Origin of the sequence: Virgibacillus sp. LDC1 (assembly GCF_025792345.1) — a bacterium.
Classification (GTDB): Bacteria; Bacillota; Bacilli; order Paenibacillales; family Paenibacillaceae; genus Paenibacillus_AQ; species Paenibacillus_AQ lautus.
Genome location: NZ_JAOXLZ010000002.1, coordinates 259,889 through 282,747, shown reverse-complemented (window position 1 = coordinate 282,747; position 22,859 = coordinate 259,889). Strand labels below are relative to the sequence as shown.

13 protein-coding genes are annotated in these 22,859 nt (G+C 51.5%); all 13 read right to left on the bottom strand.

Annotated elements, in window-relative coordinates; translation table 11 throughout:
* Positions 1-16: 16 nt before the first annotated feature.
* Positions 17-505, bottom strand: a complete 489-nt coding sequence (locus tag OHJ21_RS21965) for an RNA polymerase sigma factor (protein WP_486021136.1) — start codon at positions 503-505, stop codon at positions 17-19.
* A gap of 360 nt (positions 506-865) precedes the next feature.
* A complete protein-coding gene (locus tag OHJ21_RS21960; RefSeq protein WP_486021135.1) occupies positions 866-7,132 on the bottom strand; it encodes a 5'-nucleotidase C-terminal domain-containing protein in 6,267 nt (2,088 codons plus the stop codon).
* A 181-nt stretch (positions 7,133-7,313) separates the two neighbouring features.
* Positions 7,314-8,267, bottom strand: coding sequence for an ABC transporter permease (locus OHJ21_RS21955; RefSeq protein ID WP_220686862.1), 954 nt, complete (start codon positions 8,265-8,267; stop codon positions 7,314-7,316).
* A gap of 6 nt (positions 8,268-8,273) precedes the next feature.
* Positions 8,274-9,329 carry an ABC transporter permease gene (locus OHJ21_RS21950; RefSeq protein WP_220686863.1) on the bottom strand — a complete coding sequence of 352 codons (1,056 nt, stop codon included), beginning with the start codon at positions 9,327-9,329 and terminating at the stop codon, positions 8,274-8,276.
* Positions 9,322-10,854 carry an ABC transporter ATP-binding protein gene (locus OHJ21_RS21945; protein WP_486021134.1) on the bottom strand — a complete coding sequence of 511 codons (1,533 nt, stop codon included), beginning with the start codon at positions 10,852-10,854 and terminating at the stop codon, positions 9,322-9,324. The genes OHJ21_RS21950 and OHJ21_RS21945 overlap by 8 nt, the downstream gene beginning before the upstream one ends.
* Before the next feature lie 396 nt (positions 10,855-11,250).
* A complete protein-coding gene (locus OHJ21_RS21940) occupies positions 11,251-12,363 on the bottom strand; it encodes a BMP family lipoprotein (protein ID WP_326098657.1) in 1,113 nt (370 codons plus the stop codon).
* A 365-nt stretch (positions 12,364-12,728) separates the two neighbouring features.
* Entirely contained in the window at positions 12,729-12,917 is a 189-nt protein-coding gene (locus OHJ21_RS21935; RefSeq protein ID WP_076322526.1) for a hypothetical protein, read from the bottom strand.
* A 488-nt stretch (positions 12,918-13,405) separates the two neighbouring features.
* Positions 13,406-16,306, bottom strand: a complete 2,901-nt coding sequence (locus tag OHJ21_RS21930) for a DUF4855 domain-containing protein (protein WP_486021133.1) — start codon at positions 16,304-16,306, stop codon at positions 13,406-13,408.
* Between the two features lie 86 nt (positions 16,307-16,392).
* Positions 16,393-16,551, bottom strand: coding sequence for a hypothetical protein (locus OHJ21_RS21925; RefSeq protein WP_486021132.1), 159 nt, complete (start codon positions 16,549-16,551; stop codon positions 16,393-16,395).
* A 62-nt stretch (positions 16,552-16,613) separates the two neighbouring features.
* Positions 16,614-18,158, bottom strand: coding sequence for an extracellular solute-binding protein (locus OHJ21_RS21920; RefSeq protein ID WP_486021131.1), 1,545 nt, complete (start codon positions 18,156-18,158; stop codon positions 16,614-16,616).
* A gap of 104 nt (positions 18,159-18,262) precedes the next feature.
* Entirely contained in the window at positions 18,263-19,129 is an 867-nt protein-coding gene (locus OHJ21_RS21915; RefSeq protein ID WP_486021130.1) for a carbohydrate ABC transporter permease, read from the bottom strand.
* A 185-nt stretch (positions 19,130-19,314) separates the two neighbouring features.
* Positions 19,315-20,250: an ABC transporter permease gene (locus tag OHJ21_RS21910; RefSeq protein WP_486021129.1), complete on the bottom strand. Its 936-nt coding sequence runs from the start codon at positions 20,248-20,250 to the stop codon at positions 19,315-19,317.
* Positions 20,251-20,424: 174 nt separating this feature from the next.
* Positions 20,425-22,650, bottom strand: coding sequence for an AraC family transcriptional regulator (locus OHJ21_RS21905; RefSeq protein ID WP_486021127.1), 2,226 nt, complete (start codon positions 22,648-22,650; stop codon positions 20,425-20,427).
* Between the last annotated feature and the right edge of the window lie 209 nt (positions 22,651-22,859).

Sequence of the window (22,859 nt, the reverse complement as noted above, 5' to 3'; positions counted from 1 at the left end):
TAGTCATTCCGATTCATCAATCGTCCTCTCCTTCCAAGTCCATGCGCAGCAGCTTCCTGCCGCGCTGAAGACGCATCTTGACCGCAGACTCGTTAATCTGCAAAATCCCGGCGATTTCCTTAACGGAATAATCCTCGTAATAAAACAGATGGATGACCGACTTATACTTGAACGGCAAACTCATGACGTTATCCATCAGCGTCCGTTCCGACGGTTCGACAAAATAATCGTTCATATGCTCCATCTTGGTTACCCGCTTGCGCCACAGGCTCCCTTGCATGTTCTTGCAGTGGTTCGTAATCACCCGGATGAGCCAAGCTTTCTTATGCTCCAGGTCCCTGAAGTCGGGCGCTTTATATATCAATTTAATGAACGTCTCCTGAATGGCTTCTTCGACATCCTGTTTGTTCCCAAGGTACACCATTGCTATTTTAAAAAGCATATCGCCATATAATTCATAGGTTTCCGTAATATCTCCGCCCGGCCGGAGCGAATCGATCTGCATCGCCTTTAGACCTCCTTTTACCCTTAACACAGTTATGGACGCGGATCGGTCACATTTTGTTTTTAAGTTTTTCGGCAACAGAAGAAGTTGTCCCAAAAGCTCTCAGATCTGGAGTGCTCCCTCTTTCTGTTAGGAGACGCTCCGTGTACGAATCGTTCCTCCCCATTTACGAAGGAAGCGGTGCAACGAAACAAAAAACAAGAAATGGCGGTGCAAGGATCGCATCCTTAGCACCGCCATTTCTATTTTCCACATTGTTGATCAATGGAGTGTTCTTCAGCAGATTTGCTGTTGGACGCCCCCTTCTCGTTTATAACCAAGAGACTAACCCAAAATGCATCCAACCGCTATAGAACCTGTTTATTTTACGTACGTCAAATCCTGCATCAAACGATGGAGCACAGCGGCGCTTTCGCCGCGGGTCGCATTTGATTTAGGATTGAAACGCTGCTTCGGATCCCCGTTCAGAATATCAAGACCCGCCAATTCATACACCGCCACCTGAGACCAAGCACCGATCGAGGACGCATCGGCAAAATGGGCTTTTGCCGCGTCGACGGGGGTGTATCCGGCATACTCCAGCGCGTTGTAGGCCATCACGGCCATCTCTTCGCGCGTGATCGTCCGATTCGGCTTAAAGGTGCCGTCCGTGTAGCCGTTAATGATGTCAGCATCGACGGCTGCCCGGATCGCTCCGGCGTACCAGTCGGATGAAGCCACATCCTGGAAGCTGCCTGAAGCAGCGTCTGCAGAAAGTCCCAGTGCCCGGACTAAAAGCGCTGCGAACTCGGCCCGAGTGACCGATGCGTTCGGAACATAGGTCTGCTCCGTGCGCCCGGTTACGATCATTTTAGCCGCAAGCGATTCGACGTTACCCTTCGACCAGTGCGACGCGATGTCCTGGAACGTTACCGGATTCTGCAACACCAGGTACGTGCTGTTCGTACGGCTATAGATATCGATTCGTTGACCATTCACCTTGAATGGTACCGGCGTATATTGGTTGCCGTTTCCACCCACTCGAACAACCGCGATGTCCGTCAAAGCATACGATTTGTCGACATTCAGGGACCGCTTCACATACGATTGGAATGCGTCCAGCATGATGGTCTTGCCATCGCCGGACTTCACGGTCACGTTGTAATTCACGGCCTGCAGCGCATGATATCCTTTGGACGTCGCTGACTTCAGGGCATCCGCATCGACTGCAAGCTGAATGACCAACTGAAGGCCGCTAATGTCCGAACCGGTTTGGGCTGCCAGCGCTTGAAGGTTGATCTCCTTCTTCGGAAGTTCATAGCTTCCGTAAGGCGTCGCTACCACCAGCACCTGCGCGCTTGTTTGATCAAGCCATGCCCGCAGTGCTCCATTCTCGATGGTAACGGATGAAGAGGAGATTGGCTGCGTGCTGGTTACCTCCACGGTAACTTTTCCGCTAACAGGCTGTTTGAGGGCTTCCTTCATGGCCGCTCCGGTCACGCTGCCTGCCGCCGCACCGTTCTCCACCTTAACAGGAACCTTTACCTTGCCTGGTTCGGCTGGCGGTGTCGTTCCAGGGTTCGATGGATTCACGGGTGGCGTCGTCGGCCCTGGCGTTCCAGGCGTTCCAGGCGTGCCCGGGTTCCCAGGGTTCCCCGGCCCGCCCGGATCAGGTCCTCCCGGAAGCGGCGCTCCCTTCAAGTCCGTAATCCGTCCTTCGACGGCGGAGGTCTTGGCTGTGATGGTGCCTACTTTTTTTACGTAGTTCGAGAATACTTCATAGTCAGGCTTATAGAGCAAGTTCACTCGCCCTTCCAGGTAAGCCTTCTCGAGCGATGCATAGAAGTCGCCGCCCTTAGCGGTAAATGCGTTCGTCGCTACCTCATACGATTTATTCATGTCGATCGGTTCGTATCCGTTCTTGCCTTTCACCTCGATACGCAGGACGCGTGACCCAACCGGCTTGGTCGAATCATAGAAGAACTTCATACCCGCGATATGCGGGAAGCGGCCATCCGCAGCAGGCGTCTTGGAAACCCCGTTCTCCATGGCTTCCTTAATCTCGGCGCCCGTTAACGTGATCGTGACGAGATCATTGTTAAACGGTAGCACCGTCATGACGTCACCCATCGTGATTTTGCCTGCCTCAATGGATTCGCGGATGCCGCCGCCGTTCTGCAGGGCGATGACCGCATTCGTGCCGGCGGCTTGCGCCGCATCCAGCATGCCATCGGCAATCAGATTGCCGAGATTCGTTTCCTTCGTACGGACATCGGCGCGGACGCCGTTCAGCTTCACTTCTGTCGTGCCCACCTCCGTTTGTTTCAATTCCTCCACGCCCGGCTTATATTTGGTGTTCAGAATTTGCAAGGCTTCGGGATCCGGCTGAATGACATACTGCTCATTGCTATCTTTCTCGTCAACGGAAATGAGGCTGCTGTTCCATTCCTGCAGAACACCCTCGTCGTCAAATACGACCTCCAACTGGCCTAAGAATTGACCTTTTTCACCTGTCTGCACGATCAGCTTCGGTTCGCTGTCCGAACGGTCCACGACCGCCTGATCCAGCTTGGTATGACTGTGACCGCCCACGATGATGTCGATGCCTTCGACTTCCTTGGCTAGGTTGACGTCCACATCATATCCGAGGTGTGACAGCACAACGATTTTGTTGATGCCTTCCTTCTGCAGCACCGCTACGGTGTCTTTTGCCTTTTGCACCGCATCATCGAAGGTGACGTCTCCAGGCAAAGCGATGTTCGCCGTGTCTTCGGTTGTAAGTCCGATGAGGCCTACCTGCTCCCCGTCTACCTCCATGATGATGGCCGGGTAGATGGTTGCATCCTTGGCATCCCGGGTTACTTCATTCTTGAATTTCTGGGTCAATAAAGCATCGGCCGAAAAATTCACGTTCGAGGAAACAAACGGGAATTCCGCATGCTCGATGAAATCGTTTAGCACTTCGGAGCCCTTATCGAACTCATGGTTACCAAAGGTCATGGCATCATATTGAACCAGATTCATGAACTCCAGATCGGCCAGTCCCAAGTATTGATTAAAATACAGCGTGCCGGAGAATACGTCCCCTGCATCCACGAGCAGAGGATTGACCGCATTCGCTTTGGCTTCTTTGATCGCCGTCACCCGGCGCGCAATGTTATCCGGTGAGCTTACGGTGTCCAGATTGGCATGCGTATCATTGGTATGCAAAATCGTAAGCGGGAAGCCGTTCACGGCTTCTCCTTTCAGGTCGATCTGCGCGACAACCGGATCATGATCCGATACGCGGCCCTTGGAGGCCGGGAAGTCAGCGTTTAGATGCACGACATCGGCTTGCGTAGAACGGGTCAGGTTCTTACTGACCAGAATATGATCCAGCACCTGCGAGTTTCCGTCATATGTGTACGTATACCGTTCCGCAGGCGGAAGCTTCTCGATCAGATTATCTAATTCGTTGCCTTTCAAAATGTTCGCCGTTTCGGTAAATTGGAAATCATTCAAATCCCCCAGCACGACGACGTTCGCATCTGGGTTAGCAGACACAACGCTTTTCACGAATCCGTTCACGACGGCTGCAATCTGATGACGCTGGGTTTCGCTGGAGAGAACCGGCGGCTGGGTATTGCCGAATGGTCCTTGGTCTCCGGATTTCGAGTTAAAATGATTCGCAATGACGATCACTTTTTCCCCTTGGAATTCGAACTGCGCGGCCAGAGGCTTACGTGACGCGTTGAATGCCGCATTCAGCGGATCGATCCGGCCCGGATTCAGAGTCAGCTGATCCTTCGCAGCATCATACGCAACGGATTCCGTCGGGGATCCTTTCTTGCCCTGAACGCTGTCCGATAACTGGACACGTTCCGCGTTGTAGAGGAACCCTACCCGAATGTTGGCTCCAGGCGCTCCCCCGTCATTATTATTCACCGGATCGATGTCGGTAAAGCTGTACGCGGGTCCTCCCGCTGCCTTGATGGCGTTTATCAAAGCCTGGTAGCTTTGGTCAGCCGCAGTAGTTCCGTTGTTCTGCTCACCGTTATTATCCTGTACTTCCACCAGGCCGATAATATCCGGGGACTTGATGTTGTTTACGATCGACTCCGCCAGCTTATTGATTTTGGCGGAACTTACGCCCGGATAGAAATTTTCGATATTATACGTCGCTACTCTGAGCTGTTCGTCTTTCACGTCGATCGTGGATACCTCTTGTTTAAAAGAGCTGCTGTGGATTGCAGGCAATTCGCCTTTAGCCGGAATCACCTTGAAATTGCCACTGTTATAACCGATTACGCCGATCACATCATCGGCAAACGTATCGCCTGTGCTCACTTCTTGACCCGGATTGCCGTAAGCAATCAAGAGACGCTGCGGATTGAAATTCCCCTGCTCTTTCAGGACCAGTCCGCCGGCTGGCGTAATGACATCCGCGATATCGTTCTCGACACGGGTCGCAATGTTGTAGGTGCCGCCGCTTGTCCAATACGGACTGATGATCGTTGGCTGCGGAAGTCTGACCAGCATGCCCTCGAGCGACTCGTAGAAGTCGATGGCATCCTCCTCCGGATCGAACGTGGTCATGCCGTCATTATCGATAATGGCAGCCGGAATCGGACGTCCGCCTTTACCTAATAGAACAGGGTCCGGCAGCTGCTGTGCCTGATCGAGCTTCTTGAACGATTGCAGCTCGATTTGAGTGGAAGTCAGGTTGCTGGAGCTTCCCTCGTTATACTCGGCCACTTTACCGGCTACGCTCACCAGATCTCCGATTTGAGGCCGGTTTGGATCCGTGGAATACACGAAAATGGCGTCCGAGGTATCCGGATTGAAATCCGGCTTCGGATCCTGGATGTAGAATCCCTTGATATTGCCGTTAGAGAACGTATAACCGTACTGGGTTACAACGCCTTCAATATCGGTTACCGTCTGTCCAGTATACGGCGAAGTATGGTCCTCGCCTTGGATATCTGCGATGCGCGGCTGCTGAGTAGCTTGGTAAGCAAATTCGTATACCTTGCTTACATCCGCACCCGAGACGACAATGGCTTTGATGGTTGTATTTTGATCAATCAGAATCGGCGAGCTATATAATGTGCTTGATGGCGTCGGAACCGATCCATCGAGCGTATAATAAATGCTAGCCCCTTGCGTTGGGCTGGACAGCGTCACCGTCCCCCCGGTAATAATCGGACCAGCACCGGGACTTGCAATCACGGAGAACATCTCTTCGATTAAGGCATCCTCGCTTAAAGGGATCAGCTCATAGATGTTTCCAAACTGCTTCACCACGCCCGTGACGCGGCTGAAGGTTTTTACCGTCTTCAGCTTGGACAATCCGGAATAGATGATGAATTCATGCCCGCCTTGCTCGGCCGTGTATTCCCCAGGTCTGTTCTCGGATTTGATAGTCACATCATCCAGGTAGACAAGTCGTGCTTCATAAGTCTCTCCTGCAGTTGCGGATAGATCAGCTCCGGTGACTTGGACTGCCTGCGGCACCCCCACTTGGTTTCCTGTTACGTCATGCGGCAGCAAGGCGTGCGGTTTAATCTCCTGAAGATTGTTGTAAATCTCCATCACGCCGGCCACGCTCACCCGATCGCCAACGCTGGCATTAAGCGGGTAGTCATAGAGCACGATACCGGCCGTATCGTCTTGGATGTAGGTCTCTCTGCCTTCGATATGCGTAACGATGCCTTCCGTCCACACATGCTCGCCTTTTGCCTTGCTGCGGGCATCAGCGACGGACGTTTGCGTTAAAATATCGTATTGGAACGAGGATACCGGTCCATCCGGTAAACCATCCTGGACTGCATAGGCATCCACCCGCGTAGGCTCGTTAAGGGTGATAGGGCCATTGACGATCTGGAATCCTGATCCACTTCCGCCTGAAAGATACACATCCGCATAGACGGAAGCACCCACCATAGGCGGATTCAGTGTAATCTCCGTTCCGGCAGGCCAGGCATTAGGCTCCGGGTTGGCCGTTACCAGTCCCAAGCCCGTGCCAGGCAAGATCGGCGTAGCGGGGCTCGAGCTGTTTCGAGGATCAGGCGAGGAAACGGTGAAATCCCCCTCATTGTTATCCGTGTCTCGGCCGCGATCATTTTGACCAACGGTCAATTCCTTGCGAATCGCTGCCGTGCTGCTGGATAAAGCAGCGGTCGGACTCGTCTCAGATTCTGAAGCAGTTCCATAGCCAACGAGATCGATGCGATCCCCCGCGGCGTTCACCAGATCAACTTTGCCGTTGGAGCCGCTAAGGTTCAATGATCCTGCAGCATCTGCTGTCGGCAGCGAGCCACCTACCGAGCCGCTACTCTGTTGTTGGATTAAATAATAGGCATAAGGTTCTATGGTACCAGTTAAAGAGGTCGCGTTGTTAAAAGTGCCTGTTGCGCTTGCATAACGCACCTTCCAGCCTGTCAGGTCGACGGGACTACCTGTCGGATTGAACAATTCGATAAAATCATGCGTATAACTGGCCCCGCTATTCCCGCCGCCCCCATACACCTGGCTAATCACAACCTGGTCATGTTGGGGAGCAGCCTCCGCTACCTTCACGGGACTGAAAGGAACGATGATACTCAGGAGCATGACGATAGCCATAAACATACTTAGCTGCTTTTGCCACCTATGTAATCGAATGCGCATTCAGGTTTTCACTCCTCTATTCTATTAAATTTCTAGCCTTATTAACTATATATACCAGATATGTTTTGAGAGTACTAACCTAAAGTATGCTAGATGTAAAAAAACCTCCGATAGACCTAACCCTAAAGGGGCATAGGCATATCAGAGGTTCTATTTGTCTTACATCGACTTGCGCAATGCGTTACCGTTTACCTGAATCGAACGGCTCCCCTACGGCCTTCGGCGCATTCGAGGATTTGGAGAAAATCACGAGCGCGATCAGCGTGACAACATAAGGGAAAATCTTGAGAATGACCGGCGGGATTACCGCCAATGACGGAATGACCTGCGATACGTTGGCTACCGTCGTGGCAAATCCGAAGAACAAGGTGGCCAGCAGGATGCCGAGCGGTTTCCATTGTCCGAAAATCAAGGACGCCAACGCCAGGAACCCTAGTCCCGCTACGTTTCCCGTAAATTCACCGGAATACGTCAACAGAATGACCGCTCCCCCGAGTCCGGAAAAAGCACCCGAGATCATGACGCCGACATACCGCATGGACTGTACCTTAATACCTGCTGCTTCCGCCGCGTGCGGATGCTCGCCGCAGGACCGGAGTCGCAGGCCGAACGGTGTTCTGTACAGCACAAATGCACTTACCAATAGCAAAATCAGGACAAGCCATGTCGTGGCATAGGTTTTGGTGAAGAATAAATCCCCGATGATCGGAATCTTGGACAGACCCGGAAAATCAAACGGTGCAAAACCATTCGTGATGCTGATCTTGCCGCTACCCGTAATGTTACGGGCAAGGAATATCGTCAGGGCACCCGCAATCATATTGATCGCCGTACCGCTTATAATCTGGTTGGCACTGAGGTTAATGCTGGCAAAAGCATGCAATAGCGAGAATAGCGCACTCGCTGCCGCTGCTGCTAATAGTCCTACCCATAATACCCACGATTGGCCGGGCCATTGGGCCTGCATTTTGAATATGACAAAGGCGCCGATGAAAGAACCGACAATCATCAAGCCGTCAAGGCCGATATTGACGACCCCGCTTCGTTCACTGAACAACGCGCCCAGGGCGGTAATCAAAAGCGGGATCGTGTAAGCGATGGCATACGGAAAAATCTGTTCAATCGTTGTCCACATATGTCCTTACTCCCCCTGCTTTTTATTAGCCGCGCGACGCAGCTTCAATTTACGGTATAGTCGTTCGATCAAGATGCTGGTTGCCGCAAAATAAATAATGATAGCGATGATCGAATCGGCGATTTCCGGCGGAATCTCCGTCATGGCATTCATAAACCCTCTGCCCGAGTAGAGAATCCCGAAAAACAAGGCCGACACGAAAACACCGATAGGTGCGTTGATTCCGAGCAGAGCGACGGCAATCCCGTCAAATCCCTGGCTCGGCAGAATGCCGATCTGCATGCTGGAGGCATTCCCCGCATACTGTGCAACTCCCGCGAGGCCCGCGAGGCCGCCGGAGATGAACATGGACAGCACGATGCTGCGTTTGACAGCGATACCCGCATATTCGGAAGCGTGTCGGTTGAATCCGACCGCCTTCAATTCGTATCCAAGCGTTGTTTTGTTAATAAGGAAAGCGACGACCAGAACAGCAATGACCGCGATAAAAAAGCCCAGATTGACATAGGAGCCTTGGAACATATCGCTGAGCCACTGCTGATGCAGCATAGCTTCCGGCGGAAGCTGGCGCGATTCCGTCTCCAGGCTCGCCCCTTTGAAGTAACCCGGAATAACATAATAAACGGTCCAGTAGGCCGTCCAGTTCATCATGATCGTGGATACGACCTCATGCACGTTATATTTAGCCTTCAGGAAACCTGGGACAACCGCCCATAGCGCACCGCCGATAAACCCGACCAGTACCATGACTAACAGGAGCAGAGCCCGCGGCAGGTCCAGCGAGAGGCCGACAGCCGTCGCGCAAAATCCACCGAACAGCATCTGGCCTGCAGCACCGATATTAAACAGTCCAGTGCGGAAGGCAAAGGCCACGGACAGACCGGTTAAAATAAGCGGAGTCGCCGTCGCCAGCGTATTTCCGATCCGCTCCGGGTTTTTGAGTCCACCCTGGATGAGATACTTATACCCTTCTACCGGATTATGTCCGGTCAGCGCCATAAGCAGTGCCCCCGCGATGAGTCCGAATAGGACGGCAAGCAACGATTTTACGCTGTTATTCATGTGGTGCCTCCTCTTTTTGATACCCGGCCATCATCAGTCCGAGCTCTCTTTCGTTCGTTTCGGAGGTTTTAACGATACCTACCAGTTCACCGTTGTTGATAACGGCAATGCGGTCCGACAAGTTCAGCACTTCATCAAGCTCCAGGGAAACCAGCAGAACGGCTTTCCCTTTGTCCCGCTGTTCGATCAGACGACGGTGAATATATTCAATCGAGCCTACGTCAAGGCCCCGGGTCGGCTGAACGGCAATAAGCAGATCCGGATCGCGCTCTACCTCGCGACCGATGATTGCTTTTTGCTGGTTACCGCCGGACATCGAACGCACGATCGACCGGCCGCCCGTTCCGGAACGCACATCAAAGCTCTGAATGATATGCTCCGCATGCTTGCGGATCGCTGCTGGCTGGAGCAGCCCGTTCTTGGAATACGGTGGGCGGTTATACACCTCAAGGATCAAATTCTCTTCGATGGTATAATCCAGCACGAGTCCCCTCTTTTGACGGTCCTCCGGAATGTGGCCGATTCCGCTTTCATTCCGTTGACGGACAGATAGACCGCTGAGCGTTTTTCCATTCAAGCTCACCGTTCCGCTTTCCGCCTGGCGAAGTCCTGTAATGGCTTCGATCAGTTCCGATTGACCATTACCATCCACGCCGGCAATACCCACAATCTCCCCGGCATGTAGATCGAGACTAAAGCCTTTGAGTGCATCAACTTTCTTGCTGTTCTTTACCGTAAGCGATTTGATCTCCAGAACGGTTTTACCCGGATGGCTCTCCTGCTTGTCCACCTTAAAGGATACGCTTCGGCCCACCATCATTTCGGCCATTGCTTCGCGGCTCGTGTCGGCCACTTCAACGGTGCCGATTGTCTTGCCGCGGCGGATGACGGTACAGCGGTCCGCAACCGCTTTAATTTCTTTCAATTTATGAGTGATCAGAATAATGGATTTGCCTTCATTGACCAGGTTTTTCATAATGCCCTGCAAATCTTCGATTTCCTGAGGGGTCAACACAGCGGTCGGCTCGTCGAATATGAGCACTTCCGCGTCGCGGTACAGCATTTTGAGAATTTCCACGCGCTGCTGCATCCCGACCGAGATATCCTCGATTTTGGCATAAGGGTCAACATTGAGGCCGTACCGCTTGGACAGTTCCTCGACCCGTTTGGCAGCCGATCTCACGTCCAAGCCGAAGAAGTACTTGCGCGTCTCGCTGCCCAGAATAATATTCTCGGTCACGGTAAACGGCTCGACCAATTTAAAATGCTGATGCACCATCCCGATTCCGAGTTTGTTCGCGACGTTCGGATTCGAGATCCGCACGTCCTTGCCGTTGACTTTGATTACGCCACGGTCAGGCTGATACATGCCAAACAGGATGCTCATCAAGGTGGACTTGCCCGCCCCGTTCTCACCGAGCAGCGCATGAATCTCGCCTTTTTTCAGCCTAATTGTGATATCGTCATTGGCCACGATCCCGGGAAATTCCTTGCGGATGCCCACCATCTCGACAACATAGTCCATGGTTTTGGGTCCTCTCCTTCTTTTTTGTTGAATTTTCCTGTGCATAAACTGCTTTAAAAAAACGCGGATCGACTCACTTCCAAACAGCCAGAACGCAGTTACATAGATCGATTTCTACATTCAATATCAGCATGCAATCGCTTGCGCCGGTGATACGGTCTGATACCTTAAATAGCCCCACAAAGTGGAGCCTATGCTTCGATGCTTGTTCCAAATACTTTGCGGGGGCCCCAAAAACATATAAATGCGATTACAGAATTGCTTACGCTTCGCTGAAATAACCTATAAATTCTAATACCTTAAAAAAAGACGGAGGGAATCCGTCTTTTTTCATGCGGTATCGCTGCTTTTCAAGTAAGTCTATCCACGTTCCGTAGATGACTTTAGTGTGTTGTACTACTTAATCAATTCGCCTTGCTCTGCGGCTACTTTAATTTCGCCGGCTTTGATCTTGCCGAACACTTCGTCTACTTGCTTCAGAACGTCATCGCTCAGATTCGGGTTTTTCTCAGGAAGGCCGACGCCGTCATTGGTCGCATCCAGCGTAAGTGTCTGTCCGCCTGGGAATTTACCTTCGGTTTCAGCTTTGATCATATCGTAAGCCGCATGGTCGATTTTCTTCACGGCCGAAGTCAGGACTACCGATTTATCGCCTTCGTAAACGCCATCTTGGTACTGGTCAACGTCTACGCCAACGATCCATACTTCGGATCCGTTCTGTACGCGAGTCTTCGCTTCGTTAATTGCACCCACGCCAACGCCGCCTGCTGCCGCGAAGATCACGTTCACGCCGCGGTCATACATTTGAGCCGCCAATTGGCTGCCTGCTGCAACGTCGTCAAAAGATCCTTGGTAGACAACGTTCTCTTTGTTAATCACCAGTTTCGTGCCCAGATTCTCGTTAGCGTAAGCTACACCCTGCTGGAAGCCCCAGTTGAACTTCTGTACAGGAGGGATTTCCATGCCGCCGATGAAGCCTGCTTGTCCATCCTTCACATGAAGCGCAGTGGCTACGCCAGCCAGGAAGCCCGACTCTTGTTCCGCGAAGAAGATGGATACGGTATTTTCCTTAACGACCGGTGCTGCGCCCTCTTCCCCAGAATGAGGTGTTCCATCGATAATAACGAATTTAGCATCTTTATACTTGTCCTGTGCTTTGAACACGGCTGTTTCAAATTTGAAGCCCGGAGTTACAATGAATTTAAATCCGGCATCGTACAGGTTTCCGATCTCTTTTGAATAGTCGGCTTCTGTCGTTCCAGCTGGCTTGAGGTATTTATACTCCATTTTGAAGTCCTCGTTCGCCTTCACGATACCTTCGTACGTGCCTTGGTTAAACGACTTGTCATCGATCGTTCCCGCGTCTGTAACCATCCCTACCTTGAAGTTTGCCTTAGGTGCGTCGCCGCCTGCGCCGCCGCTTGGCTCTGACGCCGGTTTGTCGCCGCAGCCTGCCAGCATTGTGACAGATAACGCCAAACTGATTAAAGATATGACCCCTTTTTTCATTAAGGATAACCCTCCTAGGTATATATGCCCGAATACTAGATTCGCGCTATTTACAATATATTAATAAAACAGACCCTTTTCAACATAAATTTGGGTGAATCTGTCAAACTGCATCTGTGCCGCGGTGAAACGTTTAAGACATGTTTTATCCCATATCTAGAAGAGTTAGGAAGACTTGATTCCTGCAGTGTTGATTTAACGGTTTTTATAGATAACACGGCGGGTTACAGTTGGTATGACACGCCAAAGTGGAAGTGCTCAGACCATTCCATTTGGAAAAAAATAATAGCGCTTTATGAAAAGAAAGCACCTCGGCAAGGTGCTTACAAACATGCTGTTTTTCAATGAAAGTTTTGAATGAATATTCATTTGCGGCGGGACTTCATCATACGATTATACGTAATTAATCCGGCAATAATCATGGCGACTACACCCAAACTGCTTGCCGACTCCGGCGTCATGCCAAATACCCCGGCCAAATTCGTAACCAAGCTGTTCGTAAGCAGCGCTACCGCAATCAGCATAATCGGACGCCAAACGCTATATCTTCTCATTCTCGCAACACCCCCAGGCAAGTTTCACAACCTATCAAACCCAAACCCTAAGATCGCTTAAGCTATTAGATGCATTATACCACGAATAAGTATGCGTTTACATTAATCTCAACTTTCTCAGTTTGAAATCTCCGGATAGCCCTTGATGTAGTTGGGAGACCAGCAATCCTTCTTCGCAATATCTTTAATCGTTATTGTCATTCGCTCACGATTCTTTTCTTCTCGCCCCTGGCTAATTACGCTCCTTCATTATATTAAACGTGTTCATAAACATCGGGATGCACCACATATTTATCAAACGGTCATCAAGAACGATTCGAAAGTAAAGCCATGGAAGCAGCGTGGAAATAACGCTGCTTCCATGGCTTTTTTACAAAACATGATCATGCATCATGGCGCGGCAGAATTAGAACGTCCTCATCCTAAATCAACATCATGGAATCAGGCCATATGCCGCAGAAATCTGAGCGCGTGCCGGAAATAACCCATCAGTCCTTTTTATTGTACTCGAATGAAATCTTAACGGGTTCCGACATTCCTTCCATGGACAGATAGGCGTCGCAGGTTCCTTTTAAATTACCGGTAAGCTTGATCGCGAATTGGAAACTTCCCGTTTCCGTACTGGTCGTCTGGCCTTCGTACCGAACTTTCCCTTTCGAATCGAGTATTTTCAAATTCACTTGGGACTGACTGCCGTTCACGACCAGACCGTCGATCGTCAATTTCTTCGCAGCGGCATCCACCACGGCTCTTGCGCCGTCGATTGCAGTGCCACCCCCCGCATGGCCGTCAATGCCAAGAACTTCGATTTCATCAAGGAAGACCCAGACGTTGACCGGGAATTCCACTTTAACGTAGCGGGCAGACACTTTATCGGCTCCCGATTCCCCCGGCACACCGTCTGTTATCCCGCTCCAACCCACGAACTCGGCCGAGGCAGCATCCTGTGCCGGTGGCGGAGAAACGGTTGCCAGCGTGCTCCAAGATTGGCCGTCAGATGAAACGGAAAAAGTAACGTTCGGAGGAAAATAGATGCCGGGTCCTTTATCCTGAAGAAAATGGGCTCTAATTGCCCCGATCGATTTGTTGCCGCCCAAATCAAATATGATGGTGCGGCTTCGATCGTCAGGGTAGTCGCTTCCCGCATGGGCCTGCCACTGCTCGGTGCGGTAATCCGTCCCGCCGAATCGGCCGTCCGTAAGTTCGTTCCCGGAATCGGGATAGTTGCTGTTAGGCTGCTGTGAAATTGTATAGCTTTGGCCAAGAACCAGATTGCTGAGTCCCCCTCCGTCAGACCAGGTATGAATGAGAACTTGGGCGTAGGAATCAAGCACCGTTGCGGCCGGGACCGAAATCAACCCTTGCGCTTGGACAGCCGGGTCGTGAATGTGCGCGAGAAAATCCTGCATATACGTCACGGCTTCCTTCGGCTTGTTATCGTCCAAAAGAAGCTTGATGGTCTGCAATCGATACGTCAAATCATTACCAAAAGCCGGCTTGATTTCGTTCGATGCGACATAACGCTGTACAACCTCCGCCATCGTCTCCGGCGCCGGGCTGCTATCGATAGCGTATGTTCCGTTCAAATACTGGTACAGCCAGTCATACATTAAACGCAAACTTGGATCCTTGCTTACCCCTAAGTTGTATACTGCATTATTGCCTTGATAGTGAGCTCTGAAGCCATTTTGCATCAGACCGGATCTGACGCCGCTGTCTAAGTATTCGACAAAACGCTGACGAAGTACGGGATCTGTCAGCATTCCGTCATCAAATTCAACTTCGTTCCCCATTCCGTATCGCTTTGCAGTATCCGTAGCATCGTCCAGACGGTCGGAATCCATTCCGCCAAAGAAATAGTTAGGCTGAAGCGCCGCGGCATCGAACCCTACGTCTTTCCACATAAACATTTTGTAAGCATATGAGTGTGGAATCCAGAAAACCTTCATGTTCATGGCGTGCACTTTATCCGACACCATGCGAGCTATGTCCGGTCCCGATTCGGATATGTCGATTTGTTCCGGCATCCAGTACATGCCGACAAGCTCAAGATTCGAGTAGTTGGCAGCCTGCCATCTTTGCTGGGTCTGGTCCAGCCACCACTGCACCGCTTTTCCTCTGTTTTCAGACGCTTTTTCTTTGCCTACGACGGAGTCGTTGAAATTTAAGGAACCACTGCCGTCAATGTCGCCAAAATTGGTTAAGGATTCCCCTGGATTCGGAATCATTAACACAACCTTGACTTGATGATCGGGCTGTTTCAGCTTGGCCCCAACTTCCTTGGCAGCCTCATTCAACTGCTGCATATCGCCCGTGGCTGCAAATGTTTTATCCAAATACCATTTCCAATCGTCCAGGTTCGTTTGTCCCTGACCGAAATCGCGACCGGCAGGCGAAGCAATCCCGAGATATAGAACGCCGTCATAAAGCCAATCGACCGGCTCGCCGTCTTTATTTACATAACTGATATTAGGGATAATCCGTTCCTTTTTCCAATCGCCCAAACCATTCGCATATTGTCCGTTATACAGCAGATTCAGATTCCGGATCCCGGCTGTAGCTTCCCCCGGCTCCAAAAAACGAGGCTGCTCGGCAGGAACCATTACCGCCCCTTCAATCTTGCCGTCCATACCCATAATTTCGATTTCGTCAATATATTCCCACTGTGTAGGATGCATATAAAAGGTCACCTTCACATAACGGGCATAAGCCAGCTTGCCATCCGTATTCCCGCCTTTGATTCCATCCCGGCTGCCATCCCATTCAAAGGTCTCCTGTCTGGGCGGTCCTTCTCCCCACAGAAGCTGCGTAGCGTTATGGGAAAGCAGCCCCCAATTTTCCTTATCGTCGGAGACATACATCGATACCGACAGCGGCACGAGAATCGAATTCGCAGGAAAATCTTGAAAGAAATTAGCCGTGATCTTTCCAATTGACTTTTCCTCACCGAGATCGAACACGACTTCGCGAGCCTTTCCGCGCAGATGTCCTACCCATGCCGGGTCGTTCATATCCAATGCGCCGTATGTTCCGTCCGTAAGCTTGTATCCGTCATCGGAATGCGAAGCTTCCGGAGCTTCAGACCATTCATACGGAAGGCCTGCCGCGAGATTGCGAAATTGCGTCTCCTGCACTGCCGAAGATGCTGCCGCTTGATTTTCGTCTATTGCTTGTGGTGCCTGTTCCGCTGCCGGTTCACCAGCATCCGTCAGTGGATCTAGTTCGACCTGTGGATGACCTGTATTCTTTCCTGCTTCCATCTGGTCTGCACCTGCCGCCTGCAGGACGGTCACATCCGGAACAAGCGATTTCGCCTGAACCGCAGAGAGCGGAGTCAGTAGTAATACGGCTGCCATTAATCCGGATACCCATTTTTTATTCAAATTCATCAAGGCCAGCTCCTTTTCTTTATTCTCGAGTACAGAAATATCAAAAACTTTAAACCCTTATTTCTGTTCCGGGTGAACGCTAGATTTTAATCCCCCCCTTTCGCGAATTCCGCCATAAGCAAGCAGCAAAGCGTATAAGATCGGCTTCCTCCGGAAGAGGAAGCCGTCACCGCCGCATCCAGTGCCGCGGCACGAAGTTTCCAGTGGGCAACAGCAGTAGTACAGCGCAGCCAAACACTCCGCACTTCGGGCGATCGGAAGCAAGAATAAGCAAACTTCGATTTATCCGGGTTCAGGTGATTCTGGTCTACTTCGCCTTTGCCGCCAGGAACTCATCAATCTGCTTTTGCAGTTCCTGCTGAATTTTTTTGAGGGCAGGGCCGGCTTCCGCTTCAAATTTCTTCAATGTCTCGTCCGGATCGATAACCCCGTTGAACAGCGCCGTGTAGTATTGCCCATCGACTGTATTGTACTGGCTGACCTCGTTTTGCACCGGGGTACTGTCAAATTCGAAGCCGGCCAAAATATCGGTCGTGAACATGTCGGCATCCTTAAGCACAGCGTTCAACTCCTCATTCTCGCCCTTCACATCACTCCGCTCATCGACGGGATTCCACAGCCAAACATAGCCGAAAGCAGAGTAGCCGGATGTATCCAGGGTTTTCATTTTGTCGTCGCCTACCGCTTCCCAATGCTTCCCTTCGATTCCGTAAGAAAGCAGGTCGTAGTTCTCCTTCTCATTCGCCCAGTTCAGGAACATAATCGCCCGCTCCTTATTCTTGCTTACCTTCGGAACGGCCAGAAAGTTCCACTGTTTGAAGTCGGTGATGTTCTCGCCCTTCTCCGGATTAAAGAAGGTGACCGTCTCCAGCTCGCTGTCCGGCACATTGTTCTTTAACGTGTTCTTGAGGGAATCGCCGATGCCGAACGCGCCGTTCGTGACGATTGCCACTTTGCCTGCCGAGATCGGCTGATGAAAATCTTTTGTCGTCAAAATGTCCTTGAAAATCAGACCGTCAGTAAACCATTTGCGCGTGTTCGTCAGCCACGTTCCGATCGGCTCCCGATCCTCCAGCAAATTGTAAACTTTGCCGTCATTGTTCTTGTAATAGAGCATTAGGCTGTTGCCCAGGGCGTGGGTCGGTCTGACATGGGTTTCGTAATCGTTCAGCGCATGGTGAGCGACAAATGAATAAGTGCCGGAGCCTGCGGTCATCGGGATGATGCCTTTCTCCTGCTCTTTCACCTTGTAGGCGAAAGCGATCAAATCTTCATAGGTATTGATCGGCGGTACGCCGAGCTTCTCGCGAATATCTTTGCGCACCATGTAGGAATTGCCGGACATGTAGCTGACGCCGAGCGGAACGGCCATAATTTTGCCTCCGTATTTGTTGTAATCCCACATTTGCTTCGGCCGTTTCTCGAGCACCGTTTGGCCGTACTGGGCCAACAGGTCGTCCAGTGGCTCATAGAATCCGTTAGCGATCATTTGGTTGATATGCAGCCATGGCGCATCGAAAATGAGATCGATGTTTTCGCCGGAAGCAAGCGTCACCTGTGTCTTTTGCGCCAGATCGGACCAGGGTACGAAGACGACGTCGAGTTTGACGTTGATCGTATCCTTCATTCGCTTTTCTGCTTCGGCGATGACCAAATCCATATCCGATGGCCGGTCCCCGGGAATCATGATTTTCAGGGTCACCTCTTCAAGTTTGGCGTCTCCGCCGGCGCTGTCTCCGGTTTGACCCGACGGCCCAGGCGCCTTCCCTTCCCCTTCGTTCTTGCCCGAACAACCGGCAATCGCGACGAGCGCGATCAATAACACAAGCGCGATGGACAATAGCTTTTTCATAGTCATTCCCCCTGTTTCAAATATAGAGAATAGGCGGATGAGCCGGTTCATAAACAGCAGCGGTTGAAGGCTCGAACCGGCCAAGCGCCTTCACGTTTGCCGCTCTACCCTTTTACCGAACCAAGCGTCAAACCTTTAATAAAGAAGCGCTGTATGAACGGATAGACGAACACGATCGGGCCGATGGTAACGCAAACGATCGCCAGCTGCATGCCATAGGTCGGCACGACGACGTTGTACTGCGTCTGGCTCCCGCTCACATAAGCCATAATATTCAAATTGGACATAAGCTGGCGGATCATCATCTGCAGCGGCAGCATTTTGTGGTTGTCGATAAACAGCAATGACAAGTACCAGTCGTTCCAATATTGCAGCGCGTAAAACAGGCTAACCGTGGCGATAACAGGCAGCGAAATCGGCCAGATGATGCGAAAGAAAATATAGAGATCATTGGCGCCGTCCACAGTCGCAGCTTCATTCAATTCATACGGCAGCGTCCGGTAGTAAGAGACAAGAATGAAGGCATAGAACGGATTAAGCAGATAGGGCAAAATGAGCGCCCACACCGAGTCTTTCAGCTGCAGCCAGTTGGCGATCAGCATGTAAAAGCCGACCAGTCCTGCGCCGAACAGCATCGTCAGGAAGGTTAGAAACGATAAAATATTGCGGTACTTCACTTTCCGGTGGCTCAGCGTGTATGCATAGGCAGCTGTCAAGAGTACGCCCAGCGCCGTGCCGGCGACCGTCACGATAATCGTAATGCCATAGCTTAGAAACACCTGCTTGCCGGAAAGCAAAAATTTGTACGCATGGAGGCTGAATTTGCTCGGCAGCAACTGGTACCCCGCCGTCTGCAGAAGCGATTCATCGGCGAACGAGTTGATGAACACAATCCAGAACGGAATGAAGCAAAACAGCGCAAAAGCGCCCAGCACTGCGTACATCAAAACAAGAAACAACCGTTCTCTCACTTCGATCACACCTTAACTGGTTGGGACTGAAGCAAAGGGCCGGTTCGGGGCTGGAGAAACGCAAGTGGTCGCCTTTGTTCCCGAATCGTATCCGCTTAACGAGCCTATACGATCATAACGATTCGGGAACAACAGCGATCGAAAAGCCCGAATCCGGCCTCATGCCAACTCGCCCAACCTTCCTTTTAGAATAGTCTTGAATCCGCGTCCACCTTGCGCGCGATCGCATTGAAGATCAGAATCGTGACAAGCCCCATGCAGGACTGGTACACAACAACGGCAGCGGACATGCTGAAATTCCCCAGCTGCCTCAGCGCACGAAACGCATACGTATCGATGACATCTGTCGTCGGAAAGAGCATGCCGTTATCTCCGATGATCGCGTAAATCATGCCGAAATCGCCGTAGAAAATACGGCCAATGCCAAGCAGCGCCAATATCATCACGGTCGGCCGCATCAACGGCAGCGTTATGTAGAGCATCTGCTGCATCCGGCTCGCGCCTTCTATTCGGGCGCTCTCGTAATATTCCGAGGAGATGCCCGTAATGACGGCCAAAAAAATAATGGAATTATAGCCAGCAATCTTCCAGGCGCTAATGACGGTTAAAATATACGGCCATACACCAGGCGTCAAATACCAGTCCACTCCTTCGTAGCCAAGGGCGGCAAGCGCGCGGTTAATGAGCCCCTCGGATGTGCTGAATAGCGTCAACGTCATCATGCTGACGACAAGCCAAGAAATGAAATACGGTAAAAAAATAAACGATTGCGTGATTCGCTTGAACAGCCTGTTACGGATTTCGTTCAGAAAGATAGCCAGCACGACCGCGCTGCCGAGACCGGTTACGAGAAACAGTGCATTCAGGAAAACGGTATTCAGCGTCACTCGCAGCCAGTCTTTCCCATTGAAGAAAAACTCGAAGTTTTTAAATCCGACCCATTCGCTCCCCCATATTCCATCGGATAGCCGGTAATCCTGGAAGGCGAGCAGATGCCCGGCCATGGGCATATAAGCAAATACGACCAGAAACGCAATGCCGGGCAGCGCCAGCAAGTACAAATACCGGTTCCGCGACAGCTCGCGCACAAACGACCCGCCGAACCTTCTACGTCGCTCCAAAGAGCGTCCCTCCTTTCTTGTGCGGCTTGCAGGATTTGAACGGAGCCATCGTAGCATTCACGGCTGCGGCTTGCCTAGTTCTCATTGGCCGGATTCGGTTCTCGCGCGGCCGATTCGCGAGCGTTCGGCCGGTTGTTATTGGTCTGGCCGGTTCTCGATCGCCCGCTGGCCTTTCTAATTCGCAGAGTTCCCGGCTATCTGCCGCGTCCGCTCCATCCGCTCGTCCGCCTTGCTGTCGCGGTATTGGCTCGGCGTCATGCCGGTTGCTTTTTTAAATGCGGTGAAAAAGTGGCTTTTGGTCTGAAAACCGGACTGCTCTGCAATTTCGGTGACCTGCATGCTGGTCTGCTCCAGCAGCTCCTTAACCTTCCCGAGCCGCTCGTTCAAGATGAAATTCGATAGAGGCATGCCATAATGTTCGTGAAACAGCTGCCGGACGTATTTGGCCGACAAAGCGATATGGTCAGCGATATCGTCTACCGACAGCATCGGGTCATGGGTATGGTAGCGGACGTACTCGATGATTTCCCCAATCAGCTTTTCCTTGCGATTGAATCCCTTTTGGTCGCTAAGCTGCCGGATCATACGCCCGATCTCTTCCTTCAGCCATTCTCGAACCTCGGTAAGCGTGGCGAACTGCCTCAAGTGGCGCTCAATCCCTTCAACACTCTGGATAGACATCACTTTGCTGAACGATTTGACCATCGCAAACAGAAGCAGCTTCAGTTGGAATTGGCACTCGGTATATTTCATCGTCTGCAGGCGCGTGAACGCCTCATCCAGCATGGCCAGCACCTTCTCCTCTTTGCCGCTTCGAATCGTCTGGATCAAGCTTTCATGCACGGCGGAGTCGATCGGCGCCTGTAAATCGGCATATCGTTCAAAGTCTTGTTCGACGTAGATTTTGTCATCACCGCTGACAAACTTGAATAATGTCAGTTCGTTCATGTCGTCGTATACTTTTCGCAAATCGTCATGTACGCGCCGCGCTTCGCTTTCTGCGATCGTCACGTCCAGCTTTACGTAACGGCTGACTTGACGGCTAAGCTCCTTGAGCTCTTGGGTCAACTTGGGATCAGGGAGGGAACTGGCCGTGCCAACCAGCACGACCAGATGGTCGGTCCCAAAATCGACCACCTCGATCGGCCGTTCTGATGTGCCGAGCAGCTCCTCTGCGATGTTGCCGATTGCATACTTGAGCAGCTTGCGAGAGAAGAAATCATACCGCTCGGATATCTCGTAATAGGAATCGATCTTGATAACAGCCAACCGAAGCCACTCATAGTCAAGTAGGCACGATTCGCGGACAATCGCCGCTCTGGCGCCGTCGGTCAGCCTGCCCTGCAGCAGCCATTGCCGCAAATATTCGGTCTTGATCACTGGATAATGATCGCGAAGCATAACGACGCCCTGCTCGATGACGCCGTAATCGTTCTCCCCCTTCACGCCCAGCTTCCGCTGCAGTTGATCCGCCAGCCGGCGGAATGGACCGACGAAACGGCGCGAATTCCAATAGGCGACCAGGAGCAGCGCCACGAGCAGCAGGAGCGAGCAGACGATGATGACTGTTTTGAACGCCCCGGCCTTTTCGCGGAATTGCTTCATTTCAGTGACGGATATAATGGTCCACTCCGGCGATCCCATCCGCGCATAGTTGACGAACGCTTTCCCACCGGCGCTGTTCATCTCGAATGATCCCCGCTGTTGCCCCGTCTGGATGTTATCGATGGTCTCCTCGAGCCGACCATCCCCTTCGCCCAGAATCAATCTTCCTCGATCATCCACGATCGAAAGCAGTGTATCCGCTCTTTCGTCGCCTGAGATCAAATGCTTCTGCAGCTCCTTCTTGTCAAACAGGACGACAAGATACCCGTCCCGGTTTTTCTGCACAGGTGTCGAAGGAAGCTGAAGCGCCAAATACGAATGGTTTCCTATCCGGTGATCAAAATAACGGAGGAAATTCCCGGGAGTGCGCTCGATCCGCTGCAGCATCGCCTGATCGGCAAATTCCTCGAACGAAAGCAATCCAGCTTTCGCGTCGATCACCTCACGTTTGCGGATGCTGATTAAGTAAGCGGTTTCAATATAAGGCTCGTGAGATAAATATTTAGATAACACCCCCATCGTGCTGGCATTTTGAAGCAGATTGTCGGCTGAAGCATACATCCAGTTTTGCACGGAATGATCCTCGTACATGGTCAGGCTGTACCATTTCAGCTTGGCCAGGATGTACTCGACCCGCTCCGCCATTTCGTCGATGCGGTCCTGATTAAACGTTCCCATCTGCGAGTATGCGAAATGAGAAAACCGGTTGGCCAGAAACAACGAGAACGGTATGATGGTCAATGCAAAAAAGATGCCGCTTATCACAAATATGCGCCAGGATGTCGATCTGAACATAGTATCCCCCTGTCCCCCTTCATCTTTCGGAGTTCTCTTATGACCGATATGTCCTATCATAATGCACCCCTTTTCCATTTGCCTAGTTCTCATTTGTCCGTCAAGTTCTATTTCTCCGGATTCTCGCTGCAGCAACTTCCTTCCTGCCCTCGGAGGCTGTTCTTCATTCCAGTTGTGAGCCACTTCCTGCGGAAAGGTAGATACATAAC

Coding starts and splice junctions, on each gene's coding strand:
- OHJ21_RS21930 (WP_486021133.1), bottom strand. CDS start 16,306: ATGAATTTGAATAAAAAATGGGTATCCGGATTAATGGCAGCCGTATTA.
- OHJ21_RS21950 (WP_220686863.1), bottom strand. CDS start 9,329: ATGAATAACAGCGTAAAATCGTTGCTTGCCGTCCTATTCGGACTCATC.
- OHJ21_RS21960 (WP_486021135.1), bottom strand. CDS start 7,132: ATGCGCATTCGATTACATAGGTGGCAAAAGCAGCTAAGTATGTTTATG.
- OHJ21_RS21940 (WP_326098657.1), bottom strand. CDS start 12,363: ATGAAAAAAGGGGTCATATCTTTAATCAGTTTGGCGTTATCTGTCACA.
- OHJ21_RS21955 (WP_220686862.1), bottom strand. CDS start 8,267: ATGTGGACAACGATTGAACAGATTTTTCCGTATGCCATCGCTTACACG.
- OHJ21_RS21905 (WP_486021127.1), bottom strand. CDS start 22,650: ATGTTCAGATCGACATCCTGGCGCATATTTGTGATAAGCGGCATCTTT.
- OHJ21_RS21920 (WP_486021131.1), bottom strand. CDS start 18,158: ATGAAAAAGCTATTGTCCATCGCGCTTGTGTTATTGATCGCGCTCGTC.
- OHJ21_RS21965 (WP_486021136.1), bottom strand. CDS start 505: ATGCAGATCGATTCGCTCCGGCCGGGCGGAGATATTACGGAAACCTAT.
- OHJ21_RS21945 (WP_486021134.1), bottom strand. CDS start 10,854: ATGGACTATGTTGTCGAGATGGTGGGCATCCGCAAGGAATTTCCCGGG.
- OHJ21_RS21935 (WP_076322526.1), bottom strand. CDS start 12,917: ATGAGAAGATATAGCGTTTGGCGTCCGATTATGCTGATTGCGGTAGCG.